The following is a 23,879-nucleotide window of genomic DNA, read 5'->3' on the forward strand; positions in this document are numbered from 1 at the left end:
CCGCGAGAAGCGCGGCCGCCGAAGGAGACTCGCCATGCACACCGCCTACGTCATCGTCACCGTCGTCGCCGCGCTCTGGGTCGGCTTCTCGGCCGTCTCCCTCCTGCGCCGCGCCCCCTTCGTGGTCGACCCGCTCGTCGACTACGGCGTCCCGACAACCTGGTGGACCCCCCTCGGCCTCGCCAAGGCGGCCGGTGCCCTCGGCCTGCTCCTCGGCCTGTGGATCCCCGCCCTCGGCATCGCCGCCGCGATCGCCCTGATCCTGTACTTCACCGGCGCGGTGATCACGGTCCTGCGCGCCCGCTCCTACAAAACCGTCGCCTTCCCGATCCTCTACCTCGCCCCGGTCGCCGTCGCCCTGGGTTTGGGCCTGTCCGCCTGACCTGCTCGGCCGGCCGCGGCGCGAGGTAGCACAGGGTGCCACAGTCTCGTCATGCTGGGTACGTGAGTGCCCAGCCCGAGATCACCCAGCGAGATCTGCGGAACCGGTCCAAGGAAATCATCGACGCGGTCCAGCACGGTACGTCGTTCACTGTCACCCGCGACGGCCATCAGATCGGTGAACTGATCCCCTTGCGGCGTCGGCGCCGATTCGTCAGCCGCGCTGACTTCGCTGCGATGTCCCGGACCGGCCCGGCGATCGACGTCGCCGCGTTCCGCGCGGATCAGGAAATCGCGATCGACGACGCGGCAGGCGATGTATGACCACTGACGCGCACGAAGCAGGACTGCTCTCCACCACATCCTCATCCTGCGCCGCGGCATCGATGCGGCGGAGTTGCCCGCCCAGATGGCGATCAGTGCCGTCATCCTCGCCGAGCTGTCCAGCGGCCCGCATCAGGTGCGCCCGAACTCCGAACAGAGCCAATACGACGAAATCGAAGAACGCGCCCGGCGCCTCGAGGTCCTGCCGCGGGTCGAGAGCGAATTCGACCCGATCCCATTCGATGCCGAGGCGGCCAGGATCTACGGCCGAGTCTTGGCGGCGGTGGTGGCCGTCGGCAGCGAGCCACATCGACGAGCCGCCGACCTGATGATCGCCGCCACCGCGATCGCGGAAGACCTCCCGCTGTTCACGACGAACCCCGATGATTACGGGGGTCTCGAGAAGCTACTGACGATCGTCGCTCACGCGACCATCCGACGCTTGATCAGCGACGCGATGGCCACACCACCGACATGGGTGACGGCTGGTCGATGATCTCCCAATCGGCCGAGTCCGCTGCGACGGTAGCGGTGTACTGCACCAGGTAGTCGTGGTCGAGAACGTCGATCAGCAGGTATCGGGTTCTGGTGCGGACGCGTAGCTCACCGCCGGTGTAGAGGCCGGAGATCGAGGCCGACCGATATCCGTCACAGTCCACGAACTCGGCCGATTGCTCGATCCAGTTCGGCAGCCGTCGCGAGTCGACGAACGCGCAGTCCAGCAGCTCTGACGAGTCGACCCGCTCGGTGAGCCGCCCGACCATGACCAGGACGTTGTCTGCCCACTCGCCGCCGCCGGCTGGCGGATTCGCCCAGGCCGCATAGGCGCCGGGCATCGCATCCTGGCCGATCGCGAGCCAGCCCTCCGGCGGGGCGACGTGGACCTCCGGTGCTCCGATGGTGTCGGTGTGCACGGGGATCATTCGGATACCGCGAGCGTGAACGTACTCGGCAATACTCTGGTTCATGCTGTGCCCCTGCTCGTGTCAGTTTGTCGGCAGTTGGTGATAGCGCCCGGTGAACCACGCGGCCGCGGCCTCGGTGGCGAGTAGATCTCGCGAGTCCGGCTCCGCCAGCAGATGTTTCACCAATGCCAACAGGAGATCTGAATCGCACCGGAGGATGCAGGCCGGTATCCCGAGTTCGCCGACTCTGTCGAACAACTTGTGCTTCGCCGGCCGGGAGCTGTCGGTCAGCGTCGCCAGCACGACCGGCGCCGCGTTGTATTGCGCCGAGAGTTTGCAGACATCGCCGCGAATGCTCGAAATCTCCGACCAGCCGATCCGCGATACTCCACGCATCGGCATCCGGCAGATGATTCCTGCCGGATACAACTCCCACCGGACTCGTGCGAAGCGTGCGAAAACCATCAGAACGAGGGCCGCAAGAGCAACGGTCGAGAATACGAGTGCGCCGATGGCGCCACCACTGTTGTTGCGGGAGAACGGCAGCAAGCCGTCGGTGCCACCCGAGTGCCACTCCCACCAGGCCGCGAAGCCGAACAGCGCGCATCCGGCGAGAGTCAGTTCCAGCGACAGCAGGCTGGATTCCTGTCGTAGGCGTATCCCCGAACCCCACTCCGAGTCGACGCTTCGAGTAGCCGTCGGTGCCACGGTTTCGGCCGCACGGGGAAACATCGTCAGCAACCTGGCGCCGAACAGCCCTGCGGCGCCGAGAAATAGGCCGATCGCCCCGATGTGTCCAAGGATTGTCACGAAGTTTTCGGCGCCGTCGTCTCGAATCGCCATCACCAGCCACCCCGATGCGGCGGCCAGAAGCGCGACCGCCATGACGGCGGTGAAAGCGATGACCCCTCGCGACGCCCGTTCGTTCCACTGTCGCACGACAGGCACAACCGGCGGTTGTGTAGAGAGATATTCGGTCATTTCACCAGACCCACTGAATAGATTTGGACGTCAGGTACGCCATTCCGGCGCCGACTCCCGCGCCGACGACGAACCCCACCGCGGTCCCCGCTCCCGGAACGACCGAACCCAATGCGGCCCCAGCCGCTCCACCCGCCCACACACCAGCGGCGGAACCCGCTGCCATGCCGACCGCCGTACCCGCACCTTCGCTCACGATAGCTTCGGCAGGGCTCATGCCACCGTTGATGTCGTTGGCGATGGCGGGGACAGTGCCTATGACGTTTCCGACGATCCCCAGCCTGCTCAGCCCGGTGGTGTACTTTCCCGCGTCGTCGATCTTGCCCCAGCTCTCGACCCATTTGAGCACGCCTTTGTCGGCCGCGTCCTTCGCCGCGGATTCGAGTCCCATTCGGGTGCCGTCGGTCATAGCACCCGCGATCGCGGCGGCTGTCATCGCTTCTTTGTCGGGTGCCCAATGCGATGCTGGAGATTTCGCGATCGCGTCGGGGATCGCCGTGGGGTCTTCCTTCTTGATGTCGGTGATTGCCTGCGTGATGGCGTTCAGCGTTGAGGTCGAGGCCATGCGATCGAGCTCGCTGTTGGCGTCGGCGATCTTCTGACCCCAGGTTGCGTCGGCGGTCATCAGAGCGGATGCCAGTCCGGGCAGTCGAGCCAGCTGGATCCCCGCCTCGGAGTCCCAGTCGTCGACGCCGTAGACGCTCCAGTCGTCGGTCACTGATACCGAGCCGGTGACGTAGGTCTTGTAGATGGTCTTGATGTCGGCGAGTGGCTGGTTCATGGCCTGGTAGGCACCGTTGCAGGCTGCTTCGAGGTCGTCGTAGGCTACAGCGATCGCCCGCATTTGGGTCTGTTCCTCGTCGGCTTTGTCCTCGGCCGCCGTCTTCGCGTCGCCCTTCCATGCCAGGCCGTTGTGGATCGTGTTGTGCATTGTGCCCGCGGCTGTCACGATCGCGTCGGCGATCTCGCCTGCGCTGGTTGCCACCGCTGGCAGGTTCGACAAATCCCAGGTGAGGACATCGACAGGTGGCGCCATCATCACTTTCCTTCGTGGGCGTTGCCGGAGTTCAGGTCGGCGACCGCAGCGAGGCGCCGGGCAGCATCCAGATCGGTTCCCTCGTACTTGTTCGCCGACAACGCCATCAGCCCGGAGAGGTGATTGAACCGTGCCATCAAGACGTCTTTCGCGGTCTTGCTGCGGGGGTCCGATCCCTCGAGGGCCGTTCCGACGGCGGAGCCTTTCAATACGGCCGCGACCGGGGCGGCTCCCAGCTTCTTGGCCTTGTCGATGTCGTTGGGAAGTAACGCAAGGGCCGCGGCCGCTTGCCGCAGGCTGTCAGGACTGACTTCGAGCGACATCGACCGGTGCCTCCATCATCTGTCGGTGGTACATGTCTAATTGGACGCAACGTAGCACTGATCGGTTCCGTACGATTTTGTCCGTAGATGCGGGGGCGCAGCACACTTCCTCGTCGAGATCGGGCAAATCCGAAAGGCTATACCTGCAGGTCAGGGCGATGTTTTTCGTGCCGCCGGCCCGGGGAGGTCGAGTCGGCGCTGGACTGCCTGTTGATGCATCGACGGGGGAGGGCCCAGTGGCTATCGGCGGGGATGCCGCGGCGCAGCTGTGGAGTGCGGCGTCGTCGGGGCAATTGACGATGGAGCCGGATGCTGCTCGGGAAGTGGCTTAGGCATATCTGCGGTTCGCGGCGATGTGTGGCACGTGGTCCGACGACGCTGGGCGCCTGCAGGACATTCATGGGTTCGGGGCGCTGGACTCTGCTCTGCAGCTACAGCGAGGTTTTTCGGTCAAGGCAGCAGCCGCGAGGCAAGTTCTCGAGCAGCTGGAGTCAGCAGCGAGAAAGATGGCAGATGGATACCTGCAGGCTGCGGGAATCCTTGCCGAGGCGGACCAGCTCAACGCAGCAGCATTGAGCGCGATTGCTGGGCAGGCAACATGAAAGCCGTAACGATCACAGGTTGTGTCCTCGTCGCACTGGCTGCATCTGCTTGCAGTCCGTCGACGGATACCGACAACGCCGATCCCTCGGGCTTGGGTACATCGGCTGGTTCGACAGCTACGCAAGCGGCTCGTCCGACGTTGACGGATCCGAGGCTCCAGCCGCCGTCGCAAGACAATGAGTACACGCAATCGACCAACCGACCGAAGGTGGTCTTCGACCCGTGCACCTGGATCAGTGACGCAGACATCGAGTCCGTGGGTTTTCGCCCCGGGTCCCGGAAGCGTGGATCGGATCTTGTCGCCGAGTACACGTTTTTGACCTGCGATTTCCGCACACCGGACAGCGCGCTGTCGCTCGGTCTGGACTCCGGAAACGTCACATGGGAGGAGGACCTGCAAAAGAACGGGCATGTGCTGGAGCCGACGACAGTAAACGGCCGCCAAGCAGGACTGTTGCGGGGCGAGAAGGGCGACGAGTCGTTGTGCAGAGTGCACCTGCGGACGAAAGTCGGAGTCGTCATTGTCCGGACTCACAGCCTTAGCCTTGGCCGGAGCCAGAACCTCGACCCCTGCGCGAACATCATGGAAATCGCCTCGGTAGTAGAGAAATCCATCGGTAAGGAGAACTGACGATGGCGGACGGGGGACAAGATCCGCTGATCGAGGTTCTGTCGACGACATCCGGACTGCCGCTCGAGCCGACCGCGAGTGGGCGGCAGCAGCAGTCGGGGGCCGAGCAGCAGCAGGAGTCGCTCAGTCACGGGGGTACGGATCCGAAGTACATCGCGGATTTCGAAGTCTTCGAGGGGCTTTCGCACGAGGAAATCTACAGTGCGGTGCAGCAGATGCAGCCGGGGGTGATGCAGCAGTTCGGGGACCAGTGGGTCACGATGTTCACTGAGATCTCCGGTGCGGTGACCGGGTTGATGATTCAGACCGCACGGGCGGCTTCGAGCCTGCACGGCGCGTTCGCTTCGGCGGGGGAGGCCGCCGGGCGGCAATTCGTCACCGAGGCCACCGACGTGTATACGGTGCTGTCGGCGGTGGGGCATCGGGTGAAGGCCGCCGCCTATGGCGCCGAAGCGGTGAAAGTGGCTGTGCCGGAGCCGGTGAACTCGAGTGTCGCGGTCGACACCGGGACGTCGGTGCCCGCGACCCTGGTCGAACTCGCGGTTCCCGGCGAGTCCGCGGCGCTCGAGCGGGGAGAAGGAGGATCGCCGGCTGCAGGCGATCGCGGCGATGAACCTGACCTACAAGCCGACTTACGGGCCCGCCGGTGAGAATGTTCCGACCTTCGTCGCGCCGACGCAGCCGGGTACCGGAGGAGATACCGGTACGGGCACCGGTGATGGTGGTTCGAGGACCGGTGACGGCACCGGTTCCGGAACCGGCGACGGTGCCGACGCAGGAACTCCCGACACCGCCACTGCGGACACCGCACTACCTGAAACCGCCGAGGACGGCGGCGACGACACCGCCGCGGCGGGAACCGATACCGGGGAGTCCGACGACGACACCACCTCGCAGGGGCAGAACAGTGCCGACCCCACGGCCACCAATCCCGCCGCGACGTCACCGTCCTCGGTCGCGCCCGGCACCGGCGGGGGCGGCGGGTCGGGCGGCGGTGGTGGTGGCGCGGGCGGTGGCTCGAATCCGGGCGGCGGCACGCTCGCTCCCGGCGGGGCGGTAGCTGGGCGCTCCGGCGCGGGTGTGGGTCAAAATGCCGTGGCCGCCGGAGGTTCCGGTGCGGCGGCAGCTACGCGCGGCATGAGCCCGGGAATGATGGGCGCGCCTGGCGCGCGCGGCGGCAAAGGCGAGGACGACGAGGAACACAAGGCGCCCGACTACCTGCGCGGAGTGCAGCCCGAACTGTTCGGCGCCGACCAGCCCGCGGTGCCGGAAGCGATCGGAGCGGACGCGCCCGCGACTCGCCTCGCCGACCAGGACGCCGGTAGCGCGTCGTGAGCTGGACGTTCACGGCCGACGAGTTCGCCTCTGTGTGGCAGCGCGAAACCGGCTACGACCGATATCCTTTTCCGCTCACGCTGCACTCGGCCGCGGTCACCGAGACCGGGTATGAGGAGTTCGCACGGGCGGCCGCGTCGCGCTGGCCTACCGGCGCCGATCTCGACCTGACCGCCGTACTACGACACGCGGCCCGTCCCGATACAGCGCTGGCGGCGTTCAGCGAGACCGGGCCGAGGCTGCGAGCCTACGGCGCCCGCTCCGGGGATCGTGGCGTCGTGATCCGGCAGTACGACGACAACAGCGTCGAAGTGTTCTCCGGCAGTGCGGGAATGGTGACACGCGCCTTCGCCGCCTTCCTCGGTGAGCAGCCCGCCGGACAGGCGGGGCACCTCGTCGAGGACATCGACCGGCTGGGGGCGCATTTCGAATCCTGGCAGCGCCCAGCTGATTCCACTGCCGCCCGGATGCACCGGCTGGCCACCGCCACCCGCGTGGCATCCGGACGGATCGAGTCCAGGGGCGGGCTGCACAACGAACGACCGGCGCCGCCACGGTATTTGACCTGGCTCGACGTCGCGTGCGACGGCCGCTACCTGACCTACCGGCGATACCGCGATCTACATCTCGAGCCCGCGGGCAAACAGCGGCTGATCGACGCGATCGATGCCATCGCGACAGTGGCCGCTCACGACGACTGAGGGAAAGTCAGCGCCCGGCTCAACAGCGATCCGGCGCCGTACCCGGTCCAGCGATGGTGGCACCTGGGCTCCGGCGGACCGTCCTGGCAGGGTGGGCCGCATGGGGTTCGAGGAGTTGGTGGACGAGGCGGCCGCCGTGTCGGTGGCCGGGTGGGATTTCTCGTGGCTGGATGGGCGGGCGAGTGAGGAGCGGCCGTCGTGGGGGTATCAGCGGTTGCTCGGGGAGCGGTTGAAAAGTGCTGCCGCCGCGTTGGATCTGCAGACCGGTGGGGGCGAGGTGCTCGCGGGGGTGCCGGAGTTTCCGCCGACCATGGTCGCCACCGAATCGTGGCCGCCGAATGTGGCGGCCGCGACCGCGCTGCTGCATCCGCGCGGGGCCGTGGTGGTCGCGACGGCGGATGAGCCGCCGTTTCCGTTCGGCGACAACGCCTTCGATCTGGTGACCGCCCGGCATCCGGCCACCGTCTGGTGGGACGAGATCGCCCGCGTGCTGCGGCCCGGCGGTGCCTATTTCGCCCAGCACGTCGGGCCCGCGAGCGTGTTCGAGCTGGTCGAGTTCTTTCTCGGGCCGCAGCCGGTGGCCCGGCGGGCCAGGCATCCCGACGACGAGTCCGCCGCCGCGCGGGCCGCGGGTCTGGAGATCGTCGATTTGCGGACCGAGCGGCTGCGGATGGAATTCGGCGACATCGGCGCTGTCGTCTATTTCCTGCGCAAGGTGATCTGGATGGTGCCCGGCTTCACCGTCGACGCCTACCGGGACCGGCTCCGCGACCTGTATCGGCGCATCGAGTCGGACGGCCCCTTCGTCGCCTACTCCTCGCGCACGCTCATCGACGCCGTCAAACCCTGACTCCGCGATTCGCCGCCGCTCCGCCGAACGGATTCCGCTTCGGCACCGCGATTTTCGGGTCGCCTGGCCGCCTCGGCATCGCCGCGCCGACCAGTCCCAGCACGCAGATGGCGGCGGCGATGACGAAGGGGATCGCCGCCGTGCCGCCGCCGTGTCGCTGGCTCAACGCCACGCCGGCGACCGCCGCGGCGAGAGTGGCGCCGACCTGACGGGTCGCGTTGAGCACGCCGCCGACGGAGCCCGCGGCCTCGACCCCGGCGTGGTCCACCGCGTACCCGACCAATGCGGGCAGCGTCCAGGAGACCCCGAGCCCACACGCCAGCAGGCCGACACCCAGCACCACAGGCTGCTCCTCTCCCACGCTCGCGACGGCGACCATGAGCAGGCCGACCGGGAAGGCGACGAAACCCATCCGGATCGGCAGCAGTGGGCCGTAGGCCGCGACGAGACGCCCAGTGGCCAAAGGGTTCAGCGCTATCAGCACAGTCATCGGCAACAGCGTCATGCCCGCCCGCTCGGCGGTCGTGTCGAGCAGCAGCGGAACGGCGAAGAGCACGGTCGTCAGGCCGTAGTTGACCGCCGCGCCCCACCCGAAGGCTTGCCACACCGCGCGCTGACGGCGCACGGAGGCCGCGACGATCGGTGCGGTCGAAGTGCGATCCGCGACGGCGGTTCCGCACCCACACGTCAGGGCGATGAGCCCACACGCCGCGGCCGCCGGCCAGTTCCGCTGGCCCACCAGGGTGATCGCGACAGTGGCCGTGGCCAGCGTCGCCGCCAGTCCGAGGTGCGGCAGCCAGGAGATCCGGCGGACGTGCCGCGCGCTGACGATCGGGGTCCGGCACAGCAGGAGAACGAGCACGGCCATCGGGACATTGATGAGGAACACCGCGCGCCAGTCGTAGCGAACGAGGAGAAACCCGCCCAGTACCGGACCGGCGGCCATCGCCGCACCGCTGATCGCCGCCCAGGCGCTGATGGCGCGCCCGCGAGCCCTCGGCTCGGCGTACAGGCCGGCGATCAGGCCCAGCGAACTGGGCACGATCGCTGCGGCGAACAGGCCGAGCAGCGCCCGGCACACGAGCAGCGATCCCAGGCCGGGTGACACTGCGCACCCGAGGGACGCGGCCGCGAAGCCGATCACGCCGCCGAGGAAGACCGGATAGGCGCCGAGCCGGTCGGCGAGGCTGCCGCCGAGCACCAGCGCGGCCGCCAGCGTCATCGTGTAGATCGTGGTCGCCCAGCCGACACCGACGACGCCGATGTGCAGCGAGGCCATCAGGCTCGGCTCGGCGACGGCGAGGGCCGTGATGTCGAGCAGCACCATGAAATAGGCCAGTGAGACGCCGATCAACTGGGTGTGCGGACGACGAACGGGTGGTTCCGCGGACATCGAATCTCCTTGACGCGGACGAACGGGACGCCCCACAGATTCCGTCGCCGTCGTCACGGACTCGACCGGGTCCGCCGCACGGGCATTCGGAATATCCGAACACCGGCTTAGGGTGAGCGGGTGGACACCGAGCAACTGCGGACCGCGATCGCGTTGGTGCGGCATCGGACGGTCAACAACACCGCCGCGGCGCAGGGCCTCGCGCCGTCCACCATCTCCGATCGGGTGCGCAGGCTGGAGGCCGAGCTCGGGACGGCGTTGTTCACCCGCGACCGGGCCGGCATGCACCCCACCGCGGCGGGCCGCTCCTATCTCACGGCCGCGGCCGATGCTCTGAACGCCCTCGACCGCGCGGCCGAACAGCTCAGCGCGACACCGGATCTCATCGTCGGGGCGCAGGCCTCCATCGTGGCGGAACTGCTCCCCGCCGTCCTCGACGAGCTGCGGCGCGCGCACCCGGACCTGCGCGTCCAGCTGCGCCCGGACACGGATCGCGATCGACTCCTCACCGCGCTCGAACGCGGCGAGACCGACGCCGTCGTCCTCCTCGACACCGGCGAGCACATCGGCGATCTCGGGTTTCCGAGACCGTCGCCGGACCTCGCCCACCTGGACGTGCGCGAGGTCGCCATGGCCGTCGTCACCTCACCGGGGCATCCGCTGCTCGGACGTCGGGTGACCATGGCGGAGATCCAGCGCACGGGTGGTCTGATCGGCCGCGAACCACGGTGTTCCTTCTGGATGGCCACCCGGCGATGGCTCGGACCCGATGTCGACCTCACCGCCGTCGGTGGCCTGGCACAGGTTCGCGAATGGGTCGCCGCCGACCGCGGCATCGCCCTGCTACCCGAGTTCGCGGTGCGGGCCGACCTCGACTCCGGCCGGCTCGCCGCCGTCGACGTTCCGGCGCCGCCCCTGCGGCTGCGTCTCCTCTGGCGCGACGGCCAGGACGGTGAAGGCCGGCTTCGCCCATTGCTCTACGCCCTCACCCAGGCCTGACCGGCGCCGTTCAGTCCTCGACGGCGAACGCGGCCGACAGCGGCGGCAACATCGCCCTGGCATCGGCTCCGGCGAACCACAGGCCGACGGCGAAGACCGAGGTGGCCTCCAGATACTTGGCCCGGTGCAGCCCGCCCGCTGGGAACGGCTGTAGCGCAAGGTCTTCCGCGAGGGCCGCGACGGTTCGCATGGCGGCGGGGTCGTCACCGCAGAGCGGTACGGCGAGCCGGGCGCCGTCGAACACGCGGTCCGTCCCGGCCCACACCTCGGCGGCGAGCAGGTTGAAAGCCTTGACCACATGGGCTTTCGGCGCCCCGGCCGCGATGCGCTCGGCCACCGCGTCCTCGCTCAATACGAACGCGGTCGTGCCGTCGGGCGCCGATTCATCGGGCAGGAAGGCATTGGTGCAGTCGATGACGACCTTGCCGTCCAGGGCGGTGCCGTGCGCGCGCAGCAACTCGGCCAACGCGCCCACCGGTACGGCCATGAGCACGACCTCGGCCCACTCGATCGTCAGACCGATAGGGCCCGCGCGCACCGGGGTCGGTGCCACCGACCCGGAGTCGCCCGACTGTTCGGTGATCCGCGCGACCGGTCGACCTCCGGCGGCCGAACTCGTGTCGGGCTGGACGCCGGTCTCGTCGGCGCGCTGTGGCGCAGGCTCGACCGGTTCCGAGCTCGGGTCGAGCTGAGTAAGCCTTCCCTCGTGCGTGGCGACGGTTCCGGCACCCCTACCGGTGTCGAGCCGCCGCACGGCCGGGTCTCGCGACTCGCTGATCCGCTCGGCAAGTGCTTGCGCTGCGTCTGTCGACCGCGCCGCGATGGCCACCTCGTGCCCCGCCGCGGCCCACCCGCCGCCCAGTGCAGCCGCCATCGCTCCCGCGCCGATGATTCCGATTCGCATATCAACTCCTGAGTTTCCGAGTGCCGACGATCGCGGCACCACAGACGCTAGGAATTCCGATAGGCACTCGCGGGTGCCTCACGCCGGTGCCAGGCTGGTCCCCATGACCGCCGCACCGGCCGAACGTTCCGAATATCCGCCCTACGGCGACTACGAGGCCGACTGTCCGGCCAGGATGGGCGTCGACCTGTTCGGAAACTCCTGGCTACCCGTGATCGTGTACATGCTGCGGGAGGGTCCGCTTCGTCACAGTGACCTTCTGACGGCCATCGGCGGCATCAGCCAGAAGATGCTCACGCAGACACTGCGCCGCATGGAACAGATGACGCTCGTACGCAGGCGCCGCTACGCCGAAGCGCCGCCGCGGGTGGAATACGAACTCACCGAAGCGGGCCGCGATCTGCTGCAGCCGATTTATGCGCTCGGCGCATGGGTCGACCCGGCACGGGGCCGCCGTGACCACCGCGATGTACGGCGACCCGCCGGACTGACACGCCCGGGACGGCCCCAGGTGCCTATCGGGTGAACGGCGCGAGAACACCACGCCAAGGGCCTGTGACCTGCGCGAAACTTCGCCGACCCGCCACCGTGATGTCCCCGGGCACTCGTACGATCAAAGGCGTGAGTGTTCCGCAGGCCGTGCTGTTGGCAGTCCTCGCGGCTGTCGTCGGACTGGCAGTCGGGGGCCTGCTGATCCCGTTCGTCAACGCCAGGCAGGCCGCCCGCACGCAGGAAGACACCGGGCTGACGATGTCGCAGGTGCTCGACCTGATCGTGCTCGCGTCCGAGAGCGGCATCGCCGTCGTCGACGAATACCGCGACGTGGTGCTGGTGAACCCGCGCGCCGAGGAACTCGGCCTGGTCCGCAACCGGTTGCTCGACGAACGCGCGTGGGCGGCGGTGGAGAAGGTGCTGGCGACCGGGGAATCCGCCGAATACGACCTCACCGCGAAGAACCCGCTGCCGGGGCGCGGCCGGATCGCCGTGCGCGGCGTCGCCCGCAAACTCTCCCGCGAGGAGACCAGCTTCGTCGTGCTGTTCGCCGACGACGACTCCGAGCAGGCGCGCATGGAGGCGACCAGGCGCGATTTCGTCGCCAACGTCAGCCACGAACTCAAGACCCCCGTCGGTGCGATGAGCCTACTGGCCGAGGCCATGCTGGAATCCGCCGACGACCCCGAGGCCGTCCGCCACTTCGGCTCCCGCGTGCTCGCCGAATCCCGGCGCCTCGGGAAGATGGTGACCGAGCTGATCGCGCTCTCGCGCCTGCAGGGCGCCGAGAAGCTGCCGGATCTGGCCGTCGTCGACGTCGACACCGTGGTGCAGCAGGCCGTCGACCGGTCGCGCACCGCCGCCGAGGCCGCCGGGATCACCGTCAGCACCGACCGGCCCAGCGGGCTGGAAGTGCTCGGCGACGAGACCCTGCTGGTCACCGCGCTGTCGAACCTGGTCGAGAACGCCATCGCGTACTCGCCGCAGGGCTCGCACGTGTCGGTGAGCCGGTCGCTGCGTGGCGATCACGTCGCGATGGCCGTCACCGACCGCGGCATCGGCATCGCCAAGGAAGACCAGGTGCGGGTGTTCGAGCGGTTCTTCCGCTCCGACAAGGCCCGCTCCCGCTCGACCGGCGGCACCGGGCTCGGCCTGGCCATCGTGAAACACGTGGCCGCCAACCACAACGGTGAGATCACCCTGTGGAGCAAACTGGGCACCGGCTCGACGTTCACGCTGCGCATCCCCGCCCATCTGGAAACCGATGGGGACGAGGACGCGGAGCCGACGGAGCTCACGACGAGGGAAACCATCGTCCAGCGTCCCCCCGCTGGACGAGCGAACGGTGTGGAGGCACGCAGATGACGAGTGTTCTGATCGTCGAGGACGAGGATTCGCTGGCCGAGCCGCTCGCGTTCCTGCTGCGCAAGGAGGGCTTCGACGTCACCGTCGTCGGTGACGGCCCGTCCGCGCTGGCCGAGTTCGATCGCTCCGGCGCCGACATCGTCTTGCTCGACCTGATGCTGCCCGGCATGAGCGGCACCGACGTCTGCAAGCAGTTGCGCACCCGCAGCGGCGTGCCGGTGATCATGGTGACCGCGCGCGACAGCGAGATCGACAAGGTCGTCGGCCTGGAACTGGGCGCCGACGACTACGTCACCAAGCCGTACTCGGCGCGCGAGCTGATCGCCCGTATCCGCGCCGTGCTGCGCCGCGGCGCCGGCGACGAGCTGGACTCCGGCAGCGAGAACGGCGTGCTCGAGGCAGGCCCGGTGCGGATGGATGTGGACCGGCACACGGTGCACGTCAACGGCGGGCAGGTCACCCTGCCGCTCAAGGAGTTCGACCTGCTCGAATACCTGCTGCGCAACTCCGGCCGCGTGCTCACCCGCGGTCAGCTGATCGACCGGGTCTGGGGCGCCGACTACGTCGGCGACACGAAGACCCTCGACGTGCACGTCAAGCGGCTGCGCTCGAAGATCGAGGCCGACCCGGCCAAGCCGGAGCACCTGGTCACCGTGCGCGGCCTGGGCTACAAGCTCGAGGCGTAACCGCCGAACAGAAACCCGGCGCCACCGCGAGGGTGGCGCCGGGTTCGCTCGTCCGGGGGAAACTCAGATCGCGCTCCACGCGGTGCCGAGCGGGGTCTCGATCTTCTTCAGCGAGACCCAGCCGAAGGCGTCTTCCTGCATGCAGTCGTAGATCGGCACGTCGGTGCCGGTGCCGCGGCAGGCGATGGTCGAGGACGTGCCCATCGTGCTGACGATGATGTACTTGCCGTTCTTGGCCGCATCGATCGCCGCGGGGTCGGTGTAGTTCACGAATTCCGCCGTGAAGTCCGCGTACCGGGTCGGGTCACCGTTCGGTTCGGCGTTGGCCAGGCCGGTCATGGAGAGGGTGGCGCCGATCACGAGGGTCGCCAGGGAGATCGCTTTCTTGGACATGGTCAGCGATCAAACCCCACCCGGATGACATTTGCACTACCTACGTATGAACGGGCAGGTGGCGAGGATTTCACGCCGACTGATCCGAAATGCGATCCTCGGCGCCGATGCGTTCGGCCTCCACGGTCGCCGGATGCACCGCGATCAGGCCGAGGCCTTCGCGCCGCCTGCACAGCCGGGCGAGTTCCTCGTAGGCCGGCGCCCCGAGCAGTTCGCGCAGTTCGGGGCCGTAGGACTGCCAGACCGGCCGGGCGCCGACGTGCGCGTCGGGGGAGCCGGTGCAGTACCAATCCAGATCGAGACCGCCCGGTCCCCAGCCGCGGCGGTCGTACTCGGTCACCACGGTGCGCAGGATCTGCTCGCCGTCGGGCCGCTCCACCCAGTCCTGGGTGCGGCGGATCGGCAGCTGCCAGCACACGTCCGGCTTCACCTCGAGCGGCTCGATGCCCTTGCGCACGGCCATGATGTGCAGCGCGCAGCCGGGGCCCGCGGCGAACCCGGGGCGGTTCAGGAAGATGCAGGCGCCGTCGAAGCGGCGGGTGCGCAGCGCGGGTTCGTCCTCGAGCTCGTCGAGTTCGAGATAACCCTTCTTGACCACTTTGCCCTTCTCGGTGGCCTCGCCCATCAGTTGCCAGTCCTCGGCTGTGAGCATCTTCACAGCGCCTGCCAGGCGCTTGCGGTCGTCCTTGTCGGCAAGGAAGGCGCCGTGCGAGCAGCAGCCGTCGTCGGGGCGCTCGGCGATGATGCCCTGACAGGCGGGCGTGCCGAACACGCAGGACCACCGCGAGAGCAGCCAGGTCATATCGGCGACGATCTGGTGCTCGTCGTTTGCTGGATCGGTGAACTCGATCCATTCGCGCGGGAAGTCGAGCTCGACCTCGGGGCTCGGATCGATCTTTCGCCCAGGTCGGAGCCCGGTCTCCGGGGCGCCGGATGCGGCTTCGGTCACAACTTGTGACGCTAACAGTTCAGTCGCCTGGCCTGTAGTACCGGATCACCAAGTAACGTATTCGTGTGCGGCTTGGTGTTCTCGATGTCGGAAGCAATACCGTTCACCTGCTGGTGGTGGACGCGCATCGTGGTGGTCACCCGATGCCGATGAGTTCGACGAAGTCGGCGTTGCGGCTCTCCGAGAACATGGATGAGCAGGGGCGGATCACCGAGGAGGGCGAGGCGCGGCTGATCGCGACCATCGCCGAATTCGCCGATCTGGCGCGCAATTCGCGCTGCGTGGAGTTGATGCCGTTCGCAACCTCGGCGCTGCGCGAGGCGACAAACTCCGAGGAAGTTCTCGCGCGGGTGCGCACGATCACCGGCGTCGATCTGCAGGTGCTCTCCGGCGACGACGAGGCCAGGCTGACGTTCCTCGCCGTGCGCCGCTGGTTCGGCTGGAGCGCGGGCCGGATCATCAACCTCGACATCGGCGGCGGCTCGCTGGAACTGTCCAACGGCGGCGACGAGGAACCCGATGTCGCGCTGTCGCTGCAGCTCGGGGCCGGCAGGCTGACCAGGGAGTGGCTGCGCGACGACCCGCCGGGCAAGCGCAAGATCGCGGTGCTGCGGGACTGGCTCGACGCCGAACTGGTCGCCCCGACCAAGACCATCATCGAAGCGGGCAAACCCGATCTGGCCGTCGGTACCTCGAAGACCTTCCGCTCGCTGGCCAGGCTCACCGGGGCGGCACCCTCGGCCGCGGGCCTGCGGGTGCGCCGTACACTGACCAGCTCCGGTCTGCGCCAGCTGATCGCGTTCATCTCCCGGATGACCGCGGCCGACCGCGCGGAGCTGGAAGGCGTGAGTTCGGACCGGTCCCAGCAGTTGGTGGCCGGCGCACTGGTCGCGGAGGCGAGTATGCGGGCGTTGTCGCTCGACAGCATCGAGATCTGCCCATGGGCGCTGCGCGAAGGGCTGATCCTGCGCAAGCTGGACGCCGAACCCAACGGGAGCTCGACCGCCGTGCCACCGGTCGAGCCGGTGGTGAGAGCGGAGTCGGCATGATCGGTCAGCGTCCGGAGGCGGCAGCTCGCGTAACCACGGAGGGCGCCCGAGCATGCCGAGTGGAGACAGCATGAGCAGTGAGGATTCCAAGCAGCTATCGGTCGCCGAACTGCTCGCGCGCAACGCCGCGCAGGGCGCCACGCCGCCCTCGGGTGGCGGCGGCCGCCGCAGACGCAGCGGGCGAGGTCTCTCGGTCACCGATCTGACCGGGGAGAACGCCGCCGTCCGGCCCGCGAGCTCGCATGCCGCCCCCGCGCCGGAGCCGCAGGCGCCCAGCCCCACCTACGCGCCGGAACCGGCGCCGACCAGTTACGAACCCCCCGCGAGTTATGAGCCGGCGCCCTATCCGCCGCCCGGTCCCGCCGAACCCGCGTACTCGCCGATGTCAGGGCCCATCACCCGCTTCGATCCCCATTCCGGATTCTCCGCCCCCGATCCGAACGATCCGCTCGGCGTGACGGGTTCGCGTCCGTCCTCCGATCCGTTCGGCCCGTTCCGGGCCGAGGCCCGCGACACCGCGGCGCCCACCAACGGCCGCGGCCCCGGCAGGCTCGGCGCTCCCGGTCCCGCCCAGCCGGTCGATCCGGGGATCGCCGAGCTGTTCGGCTCCGGCGCGCTGCCGGAGGTGCCGAGCACCGGCGGCGGCCGGCGCCGCAGGGCCGATCCGGAGGAGACGCAGGAACCGCCGCAGCCGCCGCCCGTCGCCGGTGGCAGGGCCGCGCGCCGACGCGCGGCCGAGGCCGCCGAAGAAGCCGCGGCCCCCGCGGCGCCTGCCGCCTGGTCGCCGTCCCCGGAGCCGACCGGCTACGCGCCGCCGTCCTTCGACGCGCCGTACGGGCCGGGACCGCAGGCGCCCTTCGGGCAGGAACCGTTCAACCCGGGCTTCGGTACCGGTTTCGACGGTCGGCCGGATGCCGGGTACGGCGTGCCGCCGGGCTTCAACGACTATCAGGACGGCGGGTTCAAGAGCTACCAGCCGCCGGCTCCGGCCTTCGGCGCGCAGCCGCCCGAACCGGCCCAGGCGTTCGGCTCCGCGCCTGTCGAGGCCACCCAGGCCTTCACCCCCGAGGCTCCGCCCGCGTGGCCGCAGGAGCCCGATCAGCGGCCGCAACTGGATCGCCGCCGCGGCGCGCCCGAGGCGGGCAAGTCCGGTGGGCTGCCGTCGTGGTCGGCGCGTCGGCACCGCCCCGATCCGGCGCCGGAGAGCGGCGGGTTCCCGACGGCCGCGTGGTCGCCGGTGAGCCAGGAACAGCCGCTGGTCGCCGGGCAGTCGGTGGCCGGTGACCTGCTGCGTCAGCAGGCCGACCAGGACGCCGACGCGCGCACCGAGGTCTACCGGCTCGGGCCGCACCGCCCCGGAGCCGAGCCGGACACCGACGACTACGCCGAATCCGATTACGTCGACCGCGACTACGCCGACAACGACTACTCCGACGCCGACTACGCCGACGGCGAGTACGACGACGACTACGACGACTACGAACCGGAACCCAAGCGCGCCAAGGGCGGTCGCAGGGCGGCCGCCAAGGCACGGGCGGCCGAGGTCGCCAGCCGGGCCAAGTCCCGGGCGGCGAGCCGGATGGCCTCGACCAAGGCCGGGTCGCGCACTGCGAGCCGCGTCTCGGCGGGTCGTGCGGGGTCGCGCGTCGCGGCCCGCAGCGCCGAGGAGGAGAACCGCCGCCAGTGGCTGATCCTGGGCGGCCAGAGCCTCGGCGCCGCGGTCGCCGGAATGTTGCTGTTCAAGGGTTTCGAGACGATGTGGGAGACGCTGCCGTGGGTGGCGCTCGCGCTCGCGATGGTCGTGATCCTCGGCCTCGTCGCGCTGGTCCGGATACTGCGCCGCACCGACGACATCTACAGCACTGTGATCGCCGTCGTCGTGGGCGTCTTCGTGACGCTGGGACCGCTAGCCTTTCTCCTCAGTACCAGCTGATCGCAGGGAGTGGGCTGTGGGGAACGTGCGGGCGGACATCGGAATCGGGCTCTCGACGGCGTCGGTGTATCCGGAGAACACGCAGGCGGCGTTCCGCTACGCGGCCGAATTGGGTTACGACGGCGTCGAATTGATGGTGTGGGCCGAACCGGCCAGCCAGGACATCGCGACCGTGCAGTCCTACGTCAAGCGCTACGGCGTCCCGGTGCTCGCCGTGCACGCGCCGTGCCTGCTCATCTCACAGCGGGTGTGGGGCGCCGACCCGGTGGCCAAGCTGGAACGCAGTGTCCGCACCGCGCAGGCGCTCGGCGCCGACACCGTGGTGGTGCATCCGCCGTTCCGTTGGCAGCGTCGCTACGCGCGCGGCTTCGCCGACCAGGTGGGGGAGCTGGAAGCGCACTACCCGGTCAAGGTCGCGGTCGAGAACATGTTCCCGATGCGGGCCGACACGCTGTTCCGCGAGGGTGCGGTCCGCAGGCTGGAGCGCCGGTCCGGACCGGGTCCCGCGGTGAGCGCGTTCAGTCCCTCCTTCGATCCGACCGACACCGGATTCGACCACTACACCCTCGACCTGTCGCACACCGCGACCGCGGGCACCGACGCCATCGAGCTGGCGCGCCGGATGGGCGAGGGCCTGGTGCACCTGCATCTGGCCGACGGCCGCGGCGCCGCCCACGACGAACACCTCGTCCCCGGTGACGGCACCCAGCCGTGCGCGCAGCTGTGCGAGCACCTGGTGCACAGTGGTTTCCACGGCCACGCGGTCGCCGAGATCAACACCCAGACCGCGCGGACGACGGCGCAGCGCTCGGCGATGCTGGCCCGCACCCTCGACTTCGCCCGCAGGCACCTCACGGGCGCGACCCACGCCGACCGCTCCTGAGATCACGCGCACACGGAATAGTTCAGGCCGCGCCCTGCTTGTACGCTGTACGAATTGCTGTGCACCTCGACCAGGAGTGACGATGACGCGAGAACTCGCGACCGACGCGCCGTTCAGTCAGGTCTGCGACCTGACCGAGCTCCCCACCACCACGACCGAGACCGGGCGCTACGTCGGCGTCATCGCGCCCACCTGGACCATCGGCCCCAAGGTGCACGGCGGCACCATGGTCGCCGCCAGCGCCGCCGCGGCCACCCGCTGGCTCACCGAGGCCGACGAGTCGCTGGCCGGCATGGCCCCGATCGCGGGCAGCTCCGACTTCCTCGGCGCGCCGGAGCCGGGCGAGGTCGAGTACGCGGTGCACATCCGCAAGAAGGGCCGCCAGATCTGCCTGGCCGACGCCGAACTGATCCAGAACGGCCGCACGCTGGTGCGCACCGCCTTCACCTTCGGTCACCTCGACACCGAGGGCACCCGCTGGAGCGACACCGCCACCGACATGCCCGCCGAGCCCGACGCCACCGCGCACGAGTACACCCCCGATTCGCCGATGGGCAAGGTCGTCCACGTCGGCGAGGTGGCCAGGGTCTTCCTCGACGCGAAGTGGGCCGACTTCGCGCGCGGCGAGACCGGCGAGCCGAGGGCGCGGCTGTGGATCCGCCCGCTCGACGGCGACGAGGCCGACCCGCGCGTGCGCGCCGCCTTCGCCATGATGGCCGCCGACATGAGCCCGCCGGTGCCGATCAACCTCGGCCATTTCGGCTGGTCGCCGACGGTCCAGATGACCACCTATCTGCGCCGCATCCCCGCGCCGGGCTGGCTGCGCGTCATCGCGACCGCCCGCGAGGTCGGTGAGCGGATGTTCGACGAGGATCAGCTGGTCATCGACTCCACCGGCGCCGTCGTCGCGCAGAGCAGGCAGCTGGCGCTGATACCGGCGGCGCGCTGACCGACCGCGCACCCTAACCTGGACCCATGACGAGAATCGCGGTTGTCGGTGGTGGGCGGATCGGTGAGGCGCTGGTCGCCGGATTGTTGGAATCCGGCCGCGCGACCAAGGATCTCGTGGTCGCCGAGCCGGTGGCTCCGCGCGCGGCGCAGCTGGCCGAGCGGTTCAAGATCCGGGTCACCGGCTCGATCGCCGACGCGGTCGTCGGCGCCGACATCGTGGTGCTCGCGGTCAAGCCCGGTGATGTCGACTCCGTGCTGAGCGATCTGTCCAAGGCCGATCTGGAGTCCGGGCACGAGCAGGTGCTCGTCTCGCTGGCCGCCGGTGTCACCACCGCGCGGCTCGAGTCCCGGTTGCCCGCCGGCTTCGCCGTGGTCCGGGTCATGCCGAACACCCCGATGCTGGTCGGGCAGGGTATGAGCGTGATCTCGCCGGGCCGCTACACCGACCCCGAGCAGCTCGAGCTCGTCGGCGAGATGCTCGAAGCCGTCGGTAAGGTGGTGACGGTGGCCGAATCCCAGATGGACGCGGTCACCGCGGTGTCGGGCTCCGGGCCGGCGTATTTCTTCCTCGTCGTCGAGGCGATGATCGATGCCGGCGTGAGCCTGGGGCTGACGCGCGAGGTGGCCACTCAGCTGGTCGTGCAGACCATGATCGGCTCGGCCGCGCTGCTGGACGAGACCGGCCAGAACGCGGTCGATCTGCGGGCCGCGGTCACCTCTCCCGGCGGGACGACGGCGGCCGCGCTGCGGGTACTCGAGCGCCATGCGCTGCGCTCGGCGTTCACCGAGGCGCTGCACGCGTCGAAGCAACGCTCCGCCGAACAGGGCGCGTCGAACGAATGACAACCGGGTACCCGGGATGAAAACCGATTTCTCACACCCGTCGCAGTAATCCCACTGGTCCCGCTAAGCTCGTAGAAGCACGTGCGTGTCTGTTCCGCCGGTGGGGAAGCCGGCGGCGCGGACGTGCCGGAGGTCAATGGTGCCATGATGTCTGCGAACAGAATGTCTGCAAGCAATTCACCGGCGTCGGGCGGTGGATCGGGTTCATCCGGTCCACGGGCCACGCAGGGACAACCGGTGATCGGCGGTGGCACTCAATTTCTCACCGTCGCCGAAGTCGCCGATCTCATGCGGGTGTCGAAGATGACGGTCTATCGGCTCGTGCACTCGGGTGAACTGCCCGCGGTGCGGGTCGGTCGCTCGTTCCGGGTGCACGCGAAAGCCGTGCACGATTACCTGGAAACGTCGTACTTCGACGCCGGCTGAGATAGTCAGCCAGGTACAAGGGCGGTTTCGTCGCTGCTCTGGTGTCCCGGTAGGATGAACCCTCGGTTCGTGTCCGCCTGCCGGTGGCACCGCTTCGTGGTGTCCGGTGCGCCCCGGCGGCGCGGATGCCAGACGACGCACGCGACACCGCGTGTGCATGCCGAGTAGAGAAACGCGAGGAAACCCTATGGGTTCTGTGATCAAGAAGCGCCGCAAGCGCATGTCGAAGAAGAAGCACCGCAAGCTGCTTCGCCGCACGCGTGTTCAGCGGCGCAAACTCGGCAAGTAAGCCTGCGTGCCCGCGCGAGCCCGTCACCGTTTCGGTGGCGGGCTCGTGTGTTCTCGCGGCGTCCACGTTAAAAGCTTGTTGATCGTGGCGGCGGGTGGCGCGAATGCGGCTACCCTGGTACGCGGAAACATGAGAAGCAGGGGGCTTTGAGTGGGGTCTGGTCCGAGTTCCGACACACGGGAACGACACGAACCGAAGGTAGTGCTGGTGACCGGAGCCAGCCGCTTCTTCGGTGGCAATGTCGCGTCCCGGCTCGCCGCGGAACCCGGTGTCGAGCGGGTGATCGCCGTCGACACGATGAACCCGAGCCGCGAACTCCGCCGCCGGATGGGCCGCGCCGAGTTCGTGCGCGCCGATATCAGGAACCCGCTGATCCGCAAGGTCGTCGAGAACAACGGCGTCGACACCGTCGTGCATCCCGCCGTCCTCACCCGCCCGCCCGCCGGTGGCGGCCGCGCGGTGATGAAGGACCTCAACGTGCTCGGCGCGATGCAGCTGCTCGCGGTCTGTCAGAAGGCGCCGTCGGTGCGGCGCGTGGTCGTCCGGTCGTCCTCGGCGGTGTACGGCTGCAGCGCGAAGGACCCGGCCAAATTCACCGAGGAGATGGGCGCGCGCACCCCGCCGAACGGCTGGTTCGCCCGCGACATGATCGATATCGAGGCGCTGGTGCGCGCGATGGCGCGGCGCAGGCCCGACATCTCCGCCTCGATCCTGCGATTCGCGCCGATCGTCGGCCCGCGCCTGGCCGACCGCGGCATGCAATACCTGCGCTCGCCGATCACCCCGACCGTGCTCGGCCGCGAGGCGAGGATGCAGTTGCTGCACGAGGAAGACGCCGTGGCCGTGCTGGTCCAGGCGGCCTTCCGGGTGCACGGTGGCACGGTCAACGTGGCCGGAGACGGCGCGCTCGCCATGTCGCAGGCCATCCGGCGGGCCGGGCGCTTCGCCGCACCGGTGCCGCTGTTCTTCTTCCGCACCATCGGGCGCACACTGATGGGACCGGTGATGCGCGGATTCAGCAGTGAACAACCCGACTACTTCCACTTCGGTTGCGGGCTCGACACCACCCGTATGCGAACCGAACTAGGTTTCACCCCACGCTGGACCACGGTCCAGGCTTTCGACGATTACATCGCGGGCGCAGCGTTGCGGCCCGTCGTCGATCCGGCTTGGATCGACGCCGCGGAAACCAAACTGCTCGGCCTCATCAAGGCCGATTCGGGAGCGCACACATGAACGAGGGAGCGAAAGTCATTCGTCTCGACGTGAATGTCGAGGCCCGTCAACGACCAGCGGCGCGCCGCTGGCCGGAGCAGCCGACCCCGGCCACTCCGGTCACCTCGCTGAGCGACCGCAGGCCGGGCATTCCCGCCAAGCCACCGAAGACCCTGGGCGACATCGTCCGCGACGCCGTCGCCGACCAGATCGAGAACGCCGCGGAGTTCGCGCGCCGCAGGCTCACCGGCGATTACCAGATCGACGAGTTCGGCTACGACGAGCACCTGCTCGAGTCGCTCATCCTGCCCGCGCTGCGCCCGCTCTCGGACTACTGGTTCCGGGTGGAGGTCGCCGGGATCGAGAACATCCCGGCCGCGGGCGGCGCCCTCATCGTCGCCAACCACGCGGGCACCGTCCCGCTCGACGGCCTGATGCTCCAGCTGGCCATCCACGACAAGCACCCCCAGCACCGGGCGCTGCGCCTGCTGGCCGCCGACCTGATCTTCGAACTGCCGATGCTCGGCGCGCTGGCCCGCAAGGCCGGGCACACGCTGGCCTGCCATCCCGACGCCGAACGGCTGCTGCGGTCGGGCCAGATCGCCGGCGTGTTCCCCGAGGGCTTCAAGGGCGTCGGCAAGAACTACGCCGACCGCTACAAGCTGCAGCGATTCGGCCGCGGCGGTTTCGTGTCGGCGGCGGTGCGCACGGGCGTGCCGATCATCCCGTGCTCGATCGTCGGCTCGGAGGAGATCTACCCGAAGCTGGCCGACATCAAGCCGCTGGCCCGCCTGCTCGGCCTGCCGTACTTCCCGGTGACCCCGCTGTTCCCGCACCTGGGCCCGCTCGGCGCCATCCCGATGCCGTCCAAGTGGTACATCGAATTCGGCGAGCCCATCTCCACCTCGGCCTTCGAGCCCGAGGACGCCGACGACCCGATGACCATGTTCGAGGTCACCGACCAGGTCCGCGAGACCATCCAGCAGACGCTCTACAAGCTGCTCGCCAAGCGCCGCAACACCGTCCTGGGCTAGGAACG

Annotated in this window: 29 protein-coding genes; 21 read left to right on the plus strand and 8 right to left on the minus strand. The window is 68.9% G+C overall.

Annotated elements, in window-relative coordinates:
• The first annotated feature begins 34 nt into the window (after nt 1-34).
• The 3 genes from DFR69_RS20310 (at nt 35) to DFR69_RS20320 (ending at nt 1,201) form a co-directional block, all read left to right on the plus strand.
• Nucleotides 35-382, plus strand: coding sequence for a DoxX family protein (locus DFR69_RS20310; RefSeq protein ID WP_110039170.1), 348 nt, complete (start codon nt 35-37; stop codon nt 380-382).
• A gap of 62 nt (nt 383-444) precedes the next feature.
• Nucleotides 445-705 (plus strand): type II toxin-antitoxin system Phd/YefM family antitoxin, encoded by a 261-nt coding sequence (locus tag DFR69_RS20315; protein WP_110039171.1) that lies wholly within the window; start codon nt 445-447, stop codon nt 703-705.
• A gap of 85 nt (nt 706-790) precedes the next feature.
• Nucleotides 791-1,201, plus strand: coding sequence for a PIN domain-containing protein (locus DFR69_RS20320; RefSeq protein WP_110039172.1), 411 nt, complete (start codon nt 791-793; stop codon nt 1,199-1,201).
• Here DFR69_RS20320 and DFR69_RS20325 read toward each other — a convergent pair.
• The 4 genes from DFR69_RS20325 to DFR69_RS20340 are packed head-to-tail and all read right to left on the minus strand — an operon-like array spanning nt 1,152 to nt 3,950.
• Nucleotides 1,152-1,673, minus strand: coding sequence for an LpqN/LpqT family lipoprotein (locus tag DFR69_RS20325; protein WP_110039173.1), 522 nt, complete (start codon nt 1,671-1,673; stop codon nt 1,152-1,154). The two genes, DFR69_RS20320 and DFR69_RS20325, sit on opposite strands and share 50 nt — an antisense overlap.
• A gap of 18 nt (nt 1,674-1,691) precedes the next feature.
• A complete protein-coding gene (locus DFR69_RS20330; RefSeq protein ID WP_146229371.1) occupies nt 1,692-2,591 on the minus strand; it encodes a hypothetical protein in 900 nt (299 codons plus the stop codon).
• 1 nt (nt 2,592) lies between these two features.
• A complete protein-coding gene (locus DFR69_RS20335) occupies nt 2,593-3,630 on the minus strand; it encodes a hypothetical protein (protein ID WP_110039175.1) in 1,038 nt (345 codons plus the stop codon).
• Nucleotides 3,630-3,950 (minus strand): hypothetical protein, encoded by a 321-nt coding sequence (locus tag DFR69_RS20340; protein ID WP_110039176.1) that lies wholly within the window; start codon nt 3,948-3,950, stop codon nt 3,630-3,632. Before DFR69_RS20340 ends, DFR69_RS20335 begins: the two co-directional genes overlap by 1 nt.
• 598 nt (nt 3,951-4,548) lie before the next feature.
• On the opposite strand from DFR69_RS20340, the gene DFR69_RS20345 reads away from it, so the two are divergent.
• From DFR69_RS20345 to DFR69_RS20365, 5 genes are all read left to right on the plus strand, one after another.
• A complete protein-coding gene (locus DFR69_RS20345) occupies nt 4,549-5,184 on the plus strand; it encodes a DUF3558 domain-containing protein (protein ID WP_110039177.1) in 636 nt (211 codons plus the stop codon).
• 2 nt (nt 5,185-5,186) lie between these two features.
• Nucleotides 5,187-5,834, plus strand: a complete 648-nt coding sequence (locus tag DFR69_RS20350) for a hypothetical protein (protein WP_110039178.1) — start codon at nt 5,187-5,189, stop codon at nt 5,832-5,834.
• A complete protein-coding gene (locus DFR69_RS20355; protein ID WP_110039179.1) occupies nt 5,794-6,519 on the plus strand; it encodes a hypothetical protein in 726 nt (241 codons plus the stop codon). Before DFR69_RS20350 ends, DFR69_RS20355 begins: the two co-directional genes overlap by 41 nt.
• Entirely contained in the window at nt 6,516-7,220 is a 705-nt protein-coding gene (locus DFR69_RS20360; RefSeq protein WP_110039180.1) for an ESX secretion-associated protein EspG, read from the plus strand. Before DFR69_RS20355 ends, DFR69_RS20360 begins: the two co-directional genes overlap by 4 nt.
• A 100-nt stretch (nt 7,221-7,320) precedes the next feature.
• Nucleotides 7,321-8,070, plus strand: a complete 750-nt coding sequence (locus tag DFR69_RS20365; RefSeq protein ID WP_110039181.1) for a class I SAM-dependent methyltransferase — start codon at nt 7,321-7,323, stop codon at nt 8,068-8,070.
• On the opposite strand, the gene DFR69_RS20370 is transcribed toward DFR69_RS20365, so the two are convergent.
• A complete protein-coding gene (locus DFR69_RS20370) occupies nt 8,060-9,463 on the minus strand; it encodes an MFS transporter (protein ID WP_208644022.1) in 1,404 nt (467 codons plus the stop codon). The two genes, DFR69_RS20365 and DFR69_RS20370, sit on opposite strands and share 11 nt — an antisense overlap.
• A gap of 120 nt (nt 9,464-9,583) precedes the next feature.
• On the opposite strand from DFR69_RS20370, the gene DFR69_RS20375 reads away from it, so the two are divergent.
• Complete coding sequence (locus tag DFR69_RS20375; RefSeq protein ID WP_110039182.1) at nt 9,584-10,462, plus strand: LysR family transcriptional regulator; 879 nt, start codon at nt 9,584-9,586, stop codon at nt 10,460-10,462.
• A 10-nt stretch (nt 10,463-10,472) separates the two neighbouring features.
• Here the strand turns inward: DFR69_RS20375 and DFR69_RS35325 are convergent, their stop codons facing one another.
• Nucleotides 10,473-11,366 carry an NADPH-dependent F420 reductase gene (locus tag DFR69_RS35325; RefSeq protein ID WP_244198368.1) on the minus strand — a complete coding sequence of 298 codons (894 nt, stop codon included), beginning with the start codon at nt 11,364-11,366 and terminating at the stop codon, nt 10,473-10,475.
• Nucleotides 11,367-11,469: 103 nt separating this feature from the next.
• On the opposite strand from DFR69_RS35325, the gene DFR69_RS20390 reads away from it, so the two are divergent.
• The 3 genes from DFR69_RS20390 to DFR69_RS20400 all read left to right on the plus strand — a co-directional run bounded on the left by DFR69_RS20390 (nt 11,470) and on the right by DFR69_RS20400 (nt 13,909).
• Nucleotides 11,470-11,892, plus strand: coding sequence for a winged helix-turn-helix transcriptional regulator (locus DFR69_RS20390; protein WP_244198369.1), 423 nt, complete (start codon nt 11,470-11,472; stop codon nt 11,890-11,892).
• A 95-nt stretch (nt 11,893-11,987) separates the two neighbouring features.
• Nucleotides 11,988-13,223, plus strand: a complete 1,236-nt coding sequence (locus DFR69_RS20395; protein WP_110039183.1) for a sensor histidine kinase — start codon at nt 11,988-11,990, stop codon at nt 13,221-13,223.
• Nucleotides 13,220-13,909, plus strand: coding sequence for a response regulator transcription factor (locus DFR69_RS20400; protein ID WP_056814516.1), 690 nt, complete (start codon nt 13,220-13,222; stop codon nt 13,907-13,909). The genes DFR69_RS20395 and DFR69_RS20400 overlap by 4 nt, the downstream gene beginning before the upstream one ends.
• A 63-nt stretch (nt 13,910-13,972) precedes the next feature.
• Here the strand turns inward: DFR69_RS20400 and DFR69_RS20405 are convergent, their stop codons facing one another.
• Both DFR69_RS20405 and DFR69_RS20410 read right to left on the minus strand, forming a co-directional pair.
• Nucleotides 13,973-14,302, minus strand: coding sequence for a hypothetical protein (locus DFR69_RS20405; RefSeq protein ID WP_110039184.1), 330 nt, complete (start codon nt 14,300-14,302; stop codon nt 13,973-13,975).
• A gap of 70 nt (nt 14,303-14,372) precedes the next feature.
• The gene (locus DFR69_RS20410) at nt 14,373-15,197 is read right to left on the minus strand and encodes a DUF3109 family protein (RefSeq protein ID WP_110039347.1); all 825 of its coding nucleotides are present in this window, start codon (nt 15,195-15,197) and stop codon (nt 14,373-14,375) included.
• Between the two features lie 119 nt (nt 15,198-15,316).
• Here DFR69_RS20410 and DFR69_RS20415 point away from each other — a divergent pair, with 119 nt between their 5' ends.
• The 9 genes from DFR69_RS20415 to DFR69_RS20455 all read left to right on the plus strand — a co-directional run bounded on the left by DFR69_RS20415 (nt 15,317) and on the right by DFR69_RS20455 (nt 23,874).
• Complete coding sequence (locus DFR69_RS20415) at nt 15,317-16,300, plus strand: Ppx/GppA family phosphatase (protein WP_110039185.1); 984 nt, start codon at nt 15,317-15,319, stop codon at nt 16,298-16,300.
• 70 nt (nt 16,301-16,370) lie between these two features.
• Nucleotides 16,371-18,233: a chromosomal replication initiator protein DnaA gene (locus DFR69_RS20420; RefSeq protein ID WP_110039186.1), complete on the plus strand. Its 1,863-nt coding sequence runs from the start codon at nt 16,371-16,373 to the stop codon at nt 18,231-18,233.
• A gap of 16 nt (nt 18,234-18,249) precedes the next feature.
• Entirely contained in the window at nt 18,250-19,116 is an 867-nt protein-coding gene (locus tag DFR69_RS20425; RefSeq protein ID WP_233000958.1) for a sugar phosphate isomerase/epimerase family protein, read from the plus strand.
• A gap of 82 nt (nt 19,117-19,198) precedes the next feature.
• Nucleotides 19,199-20,065 carry a thioesterase family protein gene (locus DFR69_RS20430; protein WP_110039349.1) on the plus strand — a complete coding sequence of 289 codons (867 nt, stop codon included), beginning with the start codon at nt 19,199-19,201 and terminating at the stop codon, nt 20,063-20,065.
• A 26-nt stretch (nt 20,066-20,091) separates the two neighbouring features.
• Nucleotides 20,092-20,910: a pyrroline-5-carboxylate reductase gene (gene proC, locus DFR69_RS20435; protein WP_110039187.1), complete on the plus strand. Its 819-nt coding sequence runs from the start codon at nt 20,092-20,094 to the stop codon at nt 20,908-20,910.
• Between the two features lie 162 nt (nt 20,911-21,072).
• Nucleotides 21,073-21,336 carry a helix-turn-helix domain-containing protein gene (locus DFR69_RS20440; RefSeq protein WP_233001589.1) on the plus strand — a complete coding sequence of 88 codons (264 nt, stop codon included), beginning with the start codon at nt 21,073-21,075 and terminating at the stop codon, nt 21,334-21,336.
• 187 nt (nt 21,337-21,523) lie between these two features.
• Nucleotides 21,524-21,625 carry a 30S ribosomal protein bS22 gene (locus tag DFR69_RS20445; protein ID WP_003402602.1) on the plus strand — a complete coding sequence of 34 codons (102 nt, stop codon included), beginning with the start codon at nt 21,524-21,526 and terminating at the stop codon, nt 21,623-21,625.
• A 201-nt stretch (nt 21,626-21,826) separates the two neighbouring features.
• Entirely contained in the window at nt 21,827-22,861 is a 1,035-nt protein-coding gene (locus DFR69_RS20450; RefSeq protein ID WP_110039188.1) for an NAD-dependent epimerase/dehydratase family protein, read from the plus strand.
• Nucleotides 22,858-23,874, plus strand: a complete 1,017-nt coding sequence (locus DFR69_RS20455; RefSeq protein ID WP_110039189.1) for a lysophospholipid acyltransferase family protein — start codon at nt 22,858-22,860, stop codon at nt 23,872-23,874. The genes DFR69_RS20450 and DFR69_RS20455 overlap by 4 nt, the downstream gene beginning before the upstream one ends.
• Nucleotides 23,875-23,879 lie beyond the last annotated feature (5 nt).

The sequence above is a fragment of the Nocardia neocaledoniensis genome, assembly GCF_003182135.1.
Taxonomy (GTDB): domain Bacteria; phylum Actinomycetota; class Actinomycetes; order Mycobacteriales; family Mycobacteriaceae; genus Nocardia; species Nocardia neocaledoniensis.